The 14,387-nt window shown below is 52.6% G+C and carries 8 protein-coding genes; 5 read left to right on the top strand and 3 right to left on the bottom strand.

Going from position 1 to position 14,387, the window contains the following annotated elements; genetic code table 11:
- Positions 1–198 precede the first annotated feature (198 nt).
- Positions 199–1,374 (top strand): acyl-CoA dehydrogenase family protein, encoded by a 1,176-nt coding sequence (locus tag F7231_RS01580; RefSeq protein ID WP_166690672.1) that lies wholly within the window; start codon positions 199–201, stop codon positions 1,372–1,374.
- A 59-nt stretch (positions 1,375–1,433) separates the two neighbouring features.
- Here F7231_RS01580 and F7231_RS01575 read toward each other — a convergent pair whose 3' ends face one another.
- The 3 genes from F7231_RS01575 to F7231_RS01565 all read right to left on the bottom strand — a co-directional run bounded on the left by F7231_RS01575 (position 1,434) and on the right by F7231_RS01565 (position 6,023).
- Positions 1,434–2,135: a hypothetical protein gene (locus F7231_RS01575; RefSeq protein ID WP_166690671.1), complete on the bottom strand. Its 702-nt coding sequence runs from the start codon at positions 2,133–2,135 to the stop codon at positions 1,434–1,436.
- Complete coding sequence (locus F7231_RS01570) at positions 2,132–2,734, bottom strand: RNA polymerase sigma factor (protein WP_085410278.1); 603 nt, start codon at positions 2,732–2,734, stop codon at positions 2,132–2,134. Before F7231_RS01570 ends, F7231_RS01575 begins: the two co-directional genes overlap by 4 nt.
- A gap of 262 nt (positions 2,735–2,996) precedes the next feature.
- Complete coding sequence (locus F7231_RS01565) at positions 2,997–6,023, bottom strand: serine hydrolase domain-containing protein (protein ID WP_166690670.1); 3,027 nt, start codon at positions 6,021–6,023, stop codon at positions 2,997–2,999.
- A gap of 873 nt (positions 6,024–6,896) precedes the next feature.
- Between F7231_RS01565 and F7231_RS01560 the strand changes: the two genes are divergently transcribed.
- The 4 genes from F7231_RS01560 (at position 6,897) to F7231_RS01545 (ending at position 14,332) form a co-directional block, all read left to right on the top strand.
- Positions 6,897–7,223, top strand: a complete 327-nt coding sequence (locus tag F7231_RS01560) for a DMT family transporter (RefSeq protein WP_166690669.1) — start codon at positions 6,897–6,899, stop codon at positions 7,221–7,223.
- A gap of 352 nt (positions 7,224–7,575) precedes the next feature.
- Positions 7,576–10,107 (top strand): cellulase N-terminal Ig-like domain-containing protein, encoded by a 2,532-nt coding sequence (locus F7231_RS01555; protein WP_166690668.1) that lies wholly within the window; start codon positions 7,576–7,578, stop codon positions 10,105–10,107.
- Between the two features lie 127 nt (positions 10,108–10,234).
- Positions 10,235–10,618 (top strand): MGMT family protein, encoded by a 384-nt coding sequence (locus F7231_RS01550; protein ID WP_166690667.1) that lies wholly within the window; start codon positions 10,235–10,237, stop codon positions 10,616–10,618.
- Between the two features lie 12 nt (positions 10,619–10,630).
- Positions 10,631–14,332: a PAS domain S-box protein gene (locus tag F7231_RS01545; RefSeq protein WP_166690666.1), complete on the top strand. Its 3,702-nt coding sequence runs from the start codon at positions 10,631–10,633 to the stop codon at positions 14,330–14,332.
- Positions 14,333–14,387 lie beyond the last annotated feature (55 nt).

The raw sequence follows: 14,387 nt of genomic DNA, 5'->3' as shown, positions 1-14,387 counted from the left end.
TGATTGAACCGATAACGGTGCATCGGGTGCTTTGTTTCAAAAGAACGAATAGTTTTTGTGAACGGCCCTGTTTCCGTAGCTTTGAGAGAACAGGTTAAACTGATTGCATCTACGCAATAAGCGGCTGATTGGTTTACTCCGCATGATCGCTTTACAGACAGGCAGTCAGCCAGTCAAAGAACTCATCAACTGACCCATATGAAACGCCCTTCCCTTTATTTCACGGATGAGCACGAGCTGTTTCGGCAGAGTGTTCGGCAGTTTATCGCTACCGAGGTAGTGCCCAACACCGAAGCCTGGGAAACAGCCCGGCGTATTCCCATTTCTATCTTCCAGCGAATGGGTGAACTGGGCTTTCTGGGCCTCCCCTTCCCCGAAGCTTATGGCGGCTCCAATGCCGATTTCTGGTTTTCGGTAGTGTTTCTGGAAGAATTGGCTCGATGCGGCATGGGCGGTTTCACCACGGCGGTCAGCGTTCACGAGTACATGGCGATCAACCACATTGCCAAAGCAGGTAGCGAGTATCTGAAACAAACGTACCTGGCCCCCGCTATTGCCGGTCAGAAGGTAGCTGCACTCGCCATTACCGAGCCCGATACCGGCTCCGACGTGTCCGCCATTCGCACAATCGCCCGCCGCACTGACGATGGGTACGTTATTACGGGCGCCAAAACGTTCATCAGCAATGGCACCTATGGCGATTTTGTGACCCTGGCCGTGAAAACAGCTCCGGAAAAAGGCACTAACGGAATTAGTTTGATCGTAGTTGATCTGGACAGCCCCGGTGTGTCGCGGACGAAGCTTAACAAAATGGGATGGCACTCGTCAGACACCGCCGAAATCCGGTTCGACGAGGTACGTGTTCCCGCCCAAAACCTGATTGGGGTTGAACATTCGGGCTTTTATTACCTAATGGAAAGCCTGCAACTCGAGCGACTGGTAGCGGCAATTATGGCGGTGTCGGGTGCCGAACTGGCAATCGACTGGACGCTTACGTACCTACAGGAACGCGAAGCATTCGGGAAACCGATCGGGAAGTTTCAGGCCATTCGCCATAAGATCGCTGATGTAGCTACCGAGGTAGAAGTCGCCAAACAGTTTGTGTACCACACCTGCTGGCTCTTCATGCAGGACGAGGGTGTAGTGAAGGAATGTTCGATGGCAAAACTGTATACTTCTGAAATGCAGAAGCGAGTCATCGACACCTGCTTACAGTTCTTCGGCGGCTACGGCTACATTGAAGATTATCCAATCTGTCGCGCCTACCGCGACGCTCGTGTAGGAACCATTGCGGGCGGCACATCGGAGATCATGCGCGAGATCATCGCCAAAATCGTGATCGATGCCGTGGCTTATAAACCCGCCTATTCGTAGCTGCAATCCCTAACTCGAACGGCGTACCGCCTCACGAGGTTGGGTTCATACCGCGCCAATCAGTTCAGAAACGCCCGTTCGGTATTAATGCTGTGGCGACCGGGTACGTCCATATCCAATCGAGGCAACAACGGCTGCTCGTCGTTCATGACGCAGAACGAGCACGTATCCGTGGTGAACAGGGCAGGTACGTTCGGTACCAGGGCCGCAACCCGTCTGCCTTCGCTACGGCGATGCCCTTTCCGGGCCACTTTACCTGATCTAACCGACAGCTTTCCGGGGCTGCTTTTAGCCACAACCGATGATGCCTTCGGAGTAGTAGCAACCACTTCCGGCGTACCCAGGTCTTTCGGGTCGATCAGCACCGTACCAGGCTCGATAGGCTGATGAGGTACCGCCTCTACCCGAGCCCGTTGTAGCTTCGCGGTGTTGACAATTAAATAGACAGATGCCGCCAGCACCAGTAGCACTGAGGCCGCCAGGCTCGTTACCCAAAGTGGCATCAGCCGCCGGGGTGTGGCCGACTCCTGCACCCGCTCCTGCAGGGCCAGGTGCAGATCGCGTGTTTGCGACTTCAGGCTGCCACCTACCTGTTGCAAGGCCTCAAGGCCGTCGAGGGCATCGGCGTAAAACGGGTTTTCGAGCATCAGGCGCTCTACCCGGTGCCGGGCGGGGCCACTTAACTGGTCGGCCTGATAGGCCCGCAGGTCATCAAGGGAAAGCTGATCGTTTCGTGTGTGTATTGATGGATGGCGGTTCATTTCTGTAAGATCAATTTCAGGTTACGGCGACCATTTTGCAGGTAGCTTTTCACCTGCTTTAAGTCATACCCAGTCAGATCGGCTACGTCGGCGTAACTTTTCTGTTGCAAATAAAATAAGTCGATGCACACGCGCTGCGGGTCGGGCAGGCGGTGCAGGGCATCGGGCAAACGGCTGAGGTGTCGTTCTATATCCAAGGCCGCATCGTCGTCGTCGGGCCATACAGCCATCGATTCGGTGATGGGGCGGTCCTCGTCGATCAAATCGGTGTCACCACCAACGCCCACCCGCACCCGCTGACTACGCAGGTGCATGAGACAGTAATTACGAGCCACCGAATGCAGCCAGCTTTTAAAGTTGGTGACCTCATGCCGCCGCAGATCAACGATCAGTTGCTCAAACAACTGCATCACGGCGTCTTTGCTATCGGCTTCGTCGCGGAGGTATTTAAAGCACACCGCGTACACCAATTCCATATGCCGTTCATACAGCTCCCCGAGCAATTCCAGATCACCCGTAGCCTTATAGGCTGCAACGAATTCGGCGTCGGTAGTGGGGCGTGCCCGATTCGGCTTGCTCCTGAATCGCTTAAAAAACATACACACGGAGCTGTTTTCCGGTTAAACAACAAAGACAATACATTGATGCCAAACCGTCAATTTTTCCATAAAACTACTGGTACGCGGATTTAACGAGCAGAAGCGATGGTAACGGTTTTTTTGATTTAGCGGATTACTCAACCTTATCGGAGCCTATCCATTTTTGATCAAAAAATCCGTGACCATCGCTTCAGTCCGTTAAGCCAGCACGGTCCGCCGCTGCGGTACTTATTATCTGTTCCGCGTACTACTTATCCGTGTACTATAAATTCCTGGATGGATTGCCTTTCTGGATAGCGCGGTAGAACGCGTCGGCGACTCCGGTACGAATACCTAGTTCGGTGACCTTATTGTTGTTGCGCGTGGGGTAAACGCGGTTACAGAGAAACACGTAGTTCAGGCCAACGGCCGGATCAATCCAGGTGAACGTACCTGTGTAGCCCGAATGGCCGTAGCTCGACGGACTAGCCAGCCTGGGCGCGTTGCCATTGTATTTGTAGGCCGCTTTCTCGAAGCCCAGGCCACGGCGGTTGCCCAGTTCGGGGAATTGGTAACGCGTGAATTCAGTGATGGTTTCGGAACTGATAAATTGCTGACCGCCAAACGAACCGTGCTGCAGATACAGTTGCGTCAGCTTCATCAGGTCATTGGCCGTACCAAATAGTCCCGCATGGCCCGACAAGCCGCCCAGCATTGCCGCGCCCTCATCGTGCACCCGGCCCCAGATCAGCGTTTTGCGGAATAGCGAATCATACTCCGTCGGCACAATGCGGCTGAGCGGGTAAAAGCGGCGTGGATTATAGGTCAGCGTAGTGGCTCCGAGCGGGCGGTACAGGCTGTCTTTCAGGTACGTCTCGAACGGCACACCTGTAATCCGCTGAACGATCTGCGGATACAGGTAAAACGACAAATCGCTATAGACGTACTCTTTCTTAGCGTTGAGCGGCGAATCTTTGATCTGGGCGAAGACGGTTTTGGCGTATTTCCGATGCAAAAACAGGCTATCCGTTACCTCCACCGGGAATTTGTTGGAACGCTCAGCACTAAACGTATTCTTCTTGAACGTGCCATCCGGGTTCTTGGTCGATTGCCAGAACGGAATCCACGCCTTTAGTTTCGATTGATGCGTCAGCACATCGCGCCAGCGGAGGGTGTCTTTATTCGATTTTTTATAGCCGGGCAGGTACTCGCCCATCGTACCGTCGATATTGAATTTTCCTGCATCCACAAGCCGCATCAGAGCAGGAGTCGACGTGCTGATTTTCGTAACCGACGCAAAGTCAAACAGATCGTCGAGTTTAGTAGGTTGCGCGTCACCACCAAGGCTGGTGTCATAGGTGTGTTTGCCGTACGCCTTGCGGAAAATGACTTTGCCGTCTTTGGCCAATTGCACGACACAACCGGGAAACGCTTTGGCCTGCAGGCCCACGTTCACTACTGAGTCGACCTGCTGTGCCAGGTACGCGCTGCTGATGCCTACTTCTTCGGGAATCGTGTATTTCAGGCGACCAATGGGCTGTATTGTCACGCCATCGCCTAAGCGATAGGTCTGATTTACCGTAACCGGCAATCGTCCCGCCGCGCCGATTGCCCCAAAAATCAGCTGAGCCGACAGGTCTTCTGTGTGGTTGGTTAGTTGGTAAGGCATCACAATCGCCTGCGCTTTATCGATGTCAGGAAAGCGGTCGAGCACATATGGATTGCCAAATACCGACACAACGGCTTTGCCCGTGTTAGTCAGTTTCTGCACCAGTTCGGCAGTACGGGCCTGCATGCCGTAGTTAGCACCAGGCCGAATGTTGTTCAGGTGTACACCCACCAGAATCAGATTGAATTGATTGAGCGAATCGAGCAGGGTGGCGATTTGAGCATCGGTCGACTTCGACGAAATCACGTAAGGCGTTACGGAGGTGTAATCGCCCAGACGGCTCTGAAAAACGGTTGGCGCAATGGCCTCCACCGATACCGACGCAATGCGAAGCGTGTCGAGGTGTTGCAGGGGGAGAACTGCGCGTTTGTTGGTCACCACCGTCAGGCTCGCCTCGGTAAGCCGCCGGTTCAACACCTCCGACTCTGGCCGGTTCAGGTCGGCCAGCAGGCCATCGAGCACAATGGGGCGGTAGTTGTTCAAGCCAGCCCAGTATTTGGCAATCAGCATTTTACGGCAACGCTCTGCAATCGTCTGCGTCGATAGTGTGCGCTCGTCGACGGCTTTGCATATTTCGGCCACTGCGCGGGGAATGTTCTCGGTAAACTCCAGAATGTCCATACCCGCCTCAAGTCCGCGCCGGTCGGCCAAACCAGAGGGGAAGAACTTGGTCATGCCTTTCATGTTCATGGCGTCAGAGAAGATCAGCCCACCAAAACCCAGTTCATCTTTCAGCAACCCGGTCACAATAGCAGGCGAGAGCGTCGAGGGTCGGTTGCGCGTCGTATCCAGCGAGGGAATGCTCAGGTGAGCTACCATCACACCCGCCGCCCCTGCTTTGATCAGTTCCTTGAACGGATACAGTTCCAGGCTATCCAGTTGCTCGCGGCTTTTAACAATTAGCGGCAGGTCGTAGTGCGAATCGGTTCCGGTATCGCCATGACCGGGAAAGTGCTTAATACTGGTTAGCAACCGGTTATCCTGCATACCGCGCAAGTAGGCCAGCGCCTTACGTGTTACGGCGTATTTATCTTCGCCAAACGACCGGAAGTTGATGACGGGGTTATTCGGGTTGTTGTTGACGTCGGCAACGGGCGCAAAGTTGACGTGCATCCCCAACCGGCGGGCCTGCCGGGCCAGATCGGCGCCCATCTGATAGATTAGTCCTTCGCTGGCTTTTGGCATCCCTCCCAGCGTCATCTGGTACGGATAGCGAATGGTGCTGTCTAACCGCATGGCAATACCCCACTCGGCATCCATTGCCACGAGCAGCGGCACCTGCGAGGCCGTCTGTAGCCGGTTACTGAGCTTAGCCTGCCGCATGGGGCCACCCTGAAAAAATACTACGCCGCCGAGTTTCCAGGTACGTACCAGTTCGGTCAGCGAGTCTTCGTAGGTACGCGTCCGGTTCGAGTAGCCCGCCACCATAATGAGCTGGGCAACCTGCTGTTCCAGCGGCATATCGGCCATTACAGAGTCGGCCCAGCGTGTAGAGCGTTCGGTATTACGCAGAAACGTAGGTACCGTAACAGGCATTGAAAGGGGTTTACGAACAGGCGCGGTGGCTGTCTGGGCAAGAAGTTGAACAGAAACGGTCAGCAAAAAAAGTAAACTCAATAGAGTCTGGCGAGAGGAAGTCATTCAGATGAAGATCAAATTGGCTTAGTCAAAAGTAATCACAAAAGGTGGTATGACGGGGATCAGCGACAGGCTGTCAACTAAGGGTCAAGTGCAAAATTGTCAGAGTGGGCTTTACGTATTGTTGGCAGAACGTACATTGCCGGGTCTACAAGTAGCCTTTAGCTCCTCCTTCCTGATCAAATTGACTGACTTCCGCAAGCAGGCAATCGGCAAGACGTACTGTTAACGGTCCGTGAATTTGTCAGCCATCCTGGTGGGTTCCCGGCGAAATCGCCGGAGCTATTGGCTTAGTTACAGCACGCGTTATTGACACCTTCGGCCAGTAACTTTATCCTTCGTAGTGATGTAGGCTAAGAGACTAAGAAACGAATCACCAGGTAGTGTTGGGCGAAGTGGCCAGAGAAAACTACCAATCACTTACGCTTTGCCTCCTCAACAGGGCTTTCCTATGGAACCTAATCTGCCTGCGCTTGGCCCTGTAGCGCCGAAGTTCCAGCTTCGGTGCTACGAGCTTACTCTTGGAGTAAAAGTTGCAGAAAACAGTCAACTCATTTTTTACAAGAAAGCCTTGGCCTAGTCGGTACCTTCATATTTACAAAAGCTGACCAGTCAATCACGCAATACACTCTACATTCTAATAAAACAATAAGGTTCTATCCTGAATTTAAGCAGACACTATTTGCCTTCCTAAAAACAAAACCGACTACTGTCCTAGTCTACAGCAAGGCCGTTGACCAGAATAAATTCTACTCACGAATTGCACTAACCCACCTATTTTGGCATCGGCCTCTTCAGTAATCCATAAGCCGCTGCTAATACCTGCATGAAAACTGAATAACCTTTCTCAACTTTTGCGACTAAAAAACATATAAAATGAATTGGCTCATCGTCATCATTGCCGGACTATTTGAAGTTGTCTTTGCTTTCTGTCTGGGAAAAACAAAAGAGGCTACAGGAAACGAACTGTATATGTGGTACGCAGGGTTCATTGTGGCCCTCACGATCAGCATGGGACTTCTAATGAAAGCAACTCAAACGTTACCAATCGGTACAGCGTATGCAATGTGGACAGGAATCGGCGCGGTGGGGACGGTTTTGGTAGGTATTCTGGTGTTTGGCGAACCAGCAACTTTTTTGCGACTGCTTTTCATTGGCACGCTAATCGGGTCTATCGTCGGATTAAAAATCGTTTCACACTGAAACTGATAGCTAACAGACAGTAAGCATAGCACCCCACTAACACCACCTATTTAGAAGGTGGTGTTAGTGGGTCGAAAATAGGTTAGTGTCGAATAAACTGTAGTATGTCAAACCATATTTCGCGGTAGCAGGCTCCCACTATGGACAGTTTTACTAGACTTTTATTAGTATAGATATCAAACAAGTAACTGTACAATTTTGACTATATTCTGAGAAAATAATCATAAAACATAATCAACTATTTTACGACTGACTTTTTAAAATTTTTAGTATAGTATATAAGACTACAGTCAATCTTCTTCATCCGTTAACAATTGAAGCAACTGAAAACGATTGGTTAGTTTGACTGAACATGACGAAACGAAAAATTTTATTAGTTGCACTGCAACTGCTGATAGCAGTTACGTATGCATCGGCCCAGGGCTTAAAACTCAACAAGCTTGAGTATTTCGAGGCACAGGGTGTCAATGTCCTGGTATACAATAACCTGTTTACCGGGGGGTTCAACGATGAGAAGAATGCTGGGATCGAGTTGATTCATCACGGCGTACGAACCGCACAAGGTGGTGCCGTACGGCTGTCTAACACACCGGAGCAGTGGGACCTGGTGCCCAACGTATCGAATCGAAAGGTGAATGCGGCAGCCCAAACCATTGAGGCTACTTTAAAGTATGCCGATTACGATTTTGAGTCCCGGGTGGTGGTAACGGCTAAGGGCAAAGGGGTTGAGATTGCCGTTTACCTGGATAAACCCGTCCCCAAAGCCCTTGAAAAAAGTGCCGGGTTCAATCTGGAGTTTCTACCCTCGCAATATTGGCAAAAGACCTATTTGATGGATGGGCGGTATAACCGGTTTCCGCGGTACGTTGTAGGAAACACGGTCACTAAACCAAACAGTGAAAAACCCAAGCAATTCAAGGGCTACAAAACGTCGGACGACAGAGGAACCGGCAAATACATTGACCCGCTTCCTCTCGAAACTGGCCGCACCCTCCTACTGGCGCCCGATGAGCCGGAGCGTCTGATAAAAATCACGTCAACAGAGGCTGATCTGATGCTTTTTGATGGACGTATGCTGGCCCAGAATGGCTGGTTTGTCGTTCGTAGCTTATTACCAGTTGGTAAAACAGGTAAGGTGTTGAGCTGGACCGTTGAACCGAATGCCATTCCGGGTTGGGTGCGCGAGCCGAATATCGGTTTCTCTCAAGTGGGTTACCTCCCGTCACAAGCAAAAGTTGCGGTAATCGAACTCGACAAAAAAGATAAACCGCTTGCCGTTTCATCCCTGTATAAAATCGGCGACGATGGCAAAGCGGTCAAATTATTTACCGGTAAAATTGCTTCCTGGGGTGACTATTTTAAATACCACTATGTAAAGTTTGATTTCTCGTCGGTCAAAGCGCCCGGTATCTATTACATCCAATATGGAGGCATCAAAACCAATAATTTTTTGATCCAAGATAACGTCTACGATAAAATCACCGATGCTACCAGCGACATATGGATTCCAATCCATATGGATCATATGTTCGTCAACGAAGCGTACCGGGTATGGCATGGTGAGCCCTTTAAAGAAGGATATCGGCAGGCACCACCAAACACGGACCACTTCGACCTGCATGCGCAGGGACCAACAACTGACACGAAGTATAAAGCCCTCGAATCAATCCCGGGGTTAAACGTTGGCGGTTTTTTCGACGCGGGTGACTTTGATATCGAGACCGGATCGAATATTGGCGTGGTGCAAAACTTCGTACGTACCTGGGAATCGTTTAAACCCTTACGGGACCAGACGTTTGTTGACCAGAAACAACGGTATGTTGATTTGCACCGGCCCGATGGCAAGCCGGATGTATTACAGTTTATTGAGCACGGCACGTTGAACCTGGTAGCCCAGGCCGAGATTGTGGGCCACATGACCCAAACGCTCTCGAATGCGGTACTCGACAATTACCATCACCTTGGTGATGCCGCATCATTGACCGACGGGCTTCCGTATAACCCTACCCTGGGACCTTACGAAGTAGCCGCCGACGGCCGGTCGAGCGGGGTGAAAGATGACTTATGGGCATTTACCAGCCGAAACCCCGGACTTGACCTAAGTGCAGCAACGATGTTTGCCGCAGCAAGTCGGGCGCTTAAGGGGTATAATGACGATCTTTCAGCCAGAGCATTACAGCAGTCAAAAAGACTCCTAAAAGAGTCAACAGAATTAATGGCCAATCGGTCGCAGGATAGCTTAGGCAGGCGGGGACGGGGGGTTGATGTTGGCACGAATCTCCAACTGTACATATCGACCGGCGAGAAAGAATACATTGATAAATTTCAGCAAGCTTTATGGCCTGCCCTGGATCGCAATGTTACGTTCGTCCTGCTGACCGCTTTAGATGCCATACCGCACCTTGACGCAGCGTACAAGGCAAAACTCCAGCCGTATATTATTAAGTATAAAGCCTATATCGATAACCTGGAAAAAGATAATCCATACGGTGTGCCCATTGGCCTCCGTAACTGGGCAGGTAGCGGCGATGTGGTAAACTTTGGTACTACCGTTTGCTTCGCCAGCAAATATTTCCCGGATATCATCAGCGAAAGCTACGCGTATAAGGCCGCTAACTACCTGTATGGCTGCCACCCGTATCACAATTATTCATTAGTAGCAACGGTGGGCGCTACCCGTCCCAAAGCTGTATTTTACGGCAATAACCGGGCTGACTTTTCTTTTATCCCGGGTAATCTTGCACCAGGCCTGTTGTTCAGACAACCCGATCATTTTGAGAACTACGACGACTGGCCATTCTTCTGGGGACAGAATGAAGGCACGATTGGCGGCAACACCAGCTATTTAATTTTTGGATCAGCCTTCAAGAATTTAGTGAAATAAACCGCTTTGAATCAGCTCCTGGTGAAATACAAAGCCCTTTAAAACACGTACCAGTCACGCTTACAACGCCCGTTTGGCCCTGTCTTTGCAGACTATGCCAAACGGGCGTTCCGTTGTATATTTACGTATGGCGACGAAACGCACTATCACTACTGCCGACGGCTCCGTAGCCGACCCTCCCCGCGATTATTTCGAGGATGTGTATGCCGTGGTTCGGCAGATACCCCTGGGGCGCGTAACCACCTATGGGGCCATTGCCCAGTACCTCGGCTTACGAGCCGGTGCCCGCATGGTGGGTTGGGCGCTGAACGGTTGCCATAACCGACCGGACGTACCTGCCCAGCGCGTTGTGAATCGATTGGGTGTACTTTCGGGTAAGAATTTCTTTGGCTCACCCACCCGTATGCAGGAGTTGCTCCAGGCCGAAGGCATTCAGGTTGTCGATGACACCGTAGTGGACTTCAACACCCGCCTTTGGGACCCTTCCCTCGACTTAACTGACCGTGACTAAGCGTACCCACCTATGATCACCACCCAACCCTTCGACGTACGTAAAACCGTTGACCAACTCAACCTGATCGGCCTCACCGTTGAACATGACGGCTCGGTGTCGTACGTTAATCCGTACGCCCTGCGCGTAACGGCCTGGTCTATCGATGAAATCGTTGGTCGAAACTTCTTCGATGTGCTGGTCCCGCCCGACGATCGGCTGGTACTGGAACAGGTATTCAGAGAAGCGCTGGAGCGCGGTGGCTTTCCGGAACAACGCGAAATTCAGCTCCTTACCAAGAGCGGATCGACCCGAAACGTTCACCTTAACTCGTTTATTCCGAGCGGCACCGGAGGGCGGACAGACGCGTTTACGATCATTGGCGAAGACCTGACCAGCAAGCGGCGGGTTGCTTCGGCACTGAGCAACACCAATGCCCAGTTGCAGGATCTGGTCGATAATACCAGCGACCTCATCCAACTCATTACGCTCGACGGCAAGTTCATTTTTGTGAACAAAGCCTGGCGTGAACTGCTGGGCTACGGTGCCGATCAGATCGCCTCGCTGACACTGAATGACGTGCTGCACCCCGATTATGTCAAGAGCACCGTCGATCGGTTGCAACGGGTGCAGGAAGGCGAACCTAACCCCTCCTTCGAAACCGTTTTCCGCAGCCGCGATGGCCGCACGCTGTTCCTGTCGGGCAGCGTCAACTGCCGGTACGATCAGGGGAAACCGACGGCGTTTCGGTGTATACTGCGCGACATCACCCAGAAGATCAGGGCTGAAAAAGCCCAGCGGCTCTACTACAGCATTGCCAGCTGGACGCTGAATATGCCTAACCTCGACGATTTCTACCAGCGCGTACACCGCGAGTTGGGCAACATCATCGACGCCAGCAACTTCTTTATTGCCCTCTATGACCAGAGCAAAAAATACCTGACCTTTCCCTACTATGTCGATGAGTCGTTTCAGGGAAATATGCGGTTCACCAAAAAGCGCCTCGGCAGCGGCCTGACCGAATACACCATTCAGGCCAACAAGCCCCTTTTCCTGCGCGACACCGACATTCTGCACCTGGCCGACGAGCACCATATCGACCTGTATGGCCAGCAGCAACCCAAACTGATGCTCACGGCGCCACTGCGAATTGGCGACGAGATCACGGGTATCATCGGCGTTAAATCCTACAACGACCCCAACCTCTACGGTCCACGTGATCTGGAACTGCTCGAATTCATTTCGGGGCAGGTCGCGCTGGCTATCGCGCGCAAGCAGGCCGAAGCAGCCCTGAATAAGCAGACTGCCCGCCTGAACGCCATCTTCAATAGTAGCACGTACCTGATCTGGTCAGTCAACAAAGCGCTGCAACTAACGTCATTCAACCAGAACTACGCCAGCCTGATTCAGCAATTGACCGACGAGCAGCCAAGGCTCTTCATCAGCGCTGAAAAGCAGGGGTGGCGGGGCGTTGGCGACGACAACCAACGCCTGCTCGACGACCGCTACAAACTGGCGTTCAAGGGGCAACCGCAAAACTTTGAAATGCGGTTTGATCTGGCTGGTAAAGAATCGTGGCTCGAATTACATTTGAACCCAATCCTGCTCACGGGCGGCGTAATCGAGGAAGTGTCGGGTATTGCCCGCGACATTACCAATCGCAAAGGTGCGCAGCTGAACCTGGAGCGTAGCGAAGAGAAATTCCGGGGTATCTTCGAAAACCTCCAGGATATCTATGTCCGGGTCGACCGGCATGGGCAAATCACCATGGTAAGCCCATCAGTATTCAAGCGCAGCGGCTACACCCCCGACGAAGTGATGGGCCAGAGCGCTCTGACTTATTTTGTTGACCCCGGCGTGGTGCGACGGGCGCTGTTTAAGCTGGTACGTACCCGGTCGGTGCGCAACTTCGAGGCTACGTTACGCCGGAAAGACGGCTCAGAGCGGCAATTCATGTTCAACATGCTCTTGTTGAAAGATGAGGATGGACGTTACTCGGTCATTGCCGCCCTTGCCCGCGATATCACCGAGCTAAAACGGCAATCGGCCGAACTGGTAAAGGCAAAAGACGAAGCCGAGCGGTCGCTAAAGGTGAAAGAGCGTTTTCTGGCCAACATGAGCCACGAGATACGTACCCCCATGAACGGCGTAATCGGCATGGTCGATTTGCTCAATGACACGGTACTCAACGATGAGCAACGCGACTATGTCCGCACCATTCGTCGCTCGTCTGAAACGCTGCTCAACATCCTGAACGATATTCTTGACCTGTCGAAAATTGAGGCGGGCAAAATGGTACTGCACGAAGCACCGGTGGCGCTGGGCGAAGTATTCGAGAAACTCATCGCGTTGTTTGGGCAACAGGCCAATGCCAAACGTAACCGACTGTTCTACACCCTGAGTCCGGACCTGCCCAAATACGTCATTGCCGATCAGACACGCATGCTGCAAATCTTATCGAACCTGACTTCCAACGCCCTGAAGTTCACCGAAGACGGCACGGTGGAAGTAGCCGCGGCGCTGGTGAGTAAGCGGGGAAAATTCAACCGCATCAAGGTAGAGGTACGCGACTCAGGCATTGGCATCTCGGCCGAAAACATCGGGCTGCTCTTCAACTCGTTTAGCCAGGTCGACACGTCATCGCGGAAGACATTCGGTGGCACCGGCCTTGGTTTGTCTATCTCGAAAGAACTGGCCGCCCTGATGAAAGGTGAGGTGGGCGTTGAATCGACGGTGGGCATGGGTAGCACGTTCTGGTTTACACTCGAACTGAAAGAAACGGCCATCAGCCCGACACAAAGCCAGAGTGAAGCCGCCGCCGACATGAAAGTGGCCGACTTCTTTACGGACTACCACCCCGTTATTCTGCTGGTCGACGACAACGCCGTGAACCGGAAAGTAGCCAGTGAGATCCTGCGCAAATCGGGCTGTGTAGTCACCACGGCCTCTAGCGGCCCCGAAGCCATAGAAAAGGTAGCCGCCGGTAGTGGACTGGGCGACAACCGTTTCGATGTCATCTTCATGGACATTCAGATGCCCGATATGGATGGCGTAGAAACTACCCGGTACCTCCGCGACCAGTACGCGGCCCTGCTGCCCCCGGTTGTAGCCATGACCGCCTATTCAATGCGTGAGGACCGCGAACGATTCCTGAGCCAGGGCCTCGACGACTACATTGCCAAACCCATTCGCGCCCAGGGACTGATCAGCAAGGTGGCGGAGATCCTTAAAAAAACTGGTCGTGGTCAGGTAAGAACCACCGAAGTTAGTAGCCTGCCAACGCCCGAAACGATCGCCAGCCCCGCACCATCCCCTGAGCAACGTACCCAGCTCGCCGTTGCTCTACCGAATGGCCAGCCCGCTACGGCCACCTTCGATGCCAGTTTGTTGCTGCCCTATGCCGACGTACCTGTCATTGACAACGATATTCTGGAGCAACTGCGCGATATCGGCGGGGCCGAACTGGTCGAGAGCGTGTTTGATGATTTCGTAACGGAAGCAACCGAACTGGTTACTGAGTCGCTTACAGCCTTTGCGGCAGGCGACATTGCAACGGTGAAGAGTCACTTGCATACCCTAAAAGGCAGTGCCGGTACTGTGGGCGTATCCCGGCTGGCGCGTATTGCCCGAGAAGCCGAAGGAAAACTTAAAGTACAGGATACAAGTCAGTTGGCGCAGGAATTAAAAGCACTGGAAGCCGCTTTCGCTGAGTTTATGGCCACCCCGCAACCCTAACTGGTACTTCAGCGGCGGACCATGCGGAATAGAGATTAAAGGGCTTGTCGCGGAG

The sequence above is a fragment of the Fibrivirga algicola genome (assembly GCF_011742925.1).
In the GTDB taxonomy this organism is placed as follows: Bacteria; Bacteroidota; Bacteroidia; order Cytophagales; family Spirosomataceae; genus Fibrella; species Fibrella algicola.
This window is presented reverse-complemented; position numbering and strand designations above follow the sequence as displayed.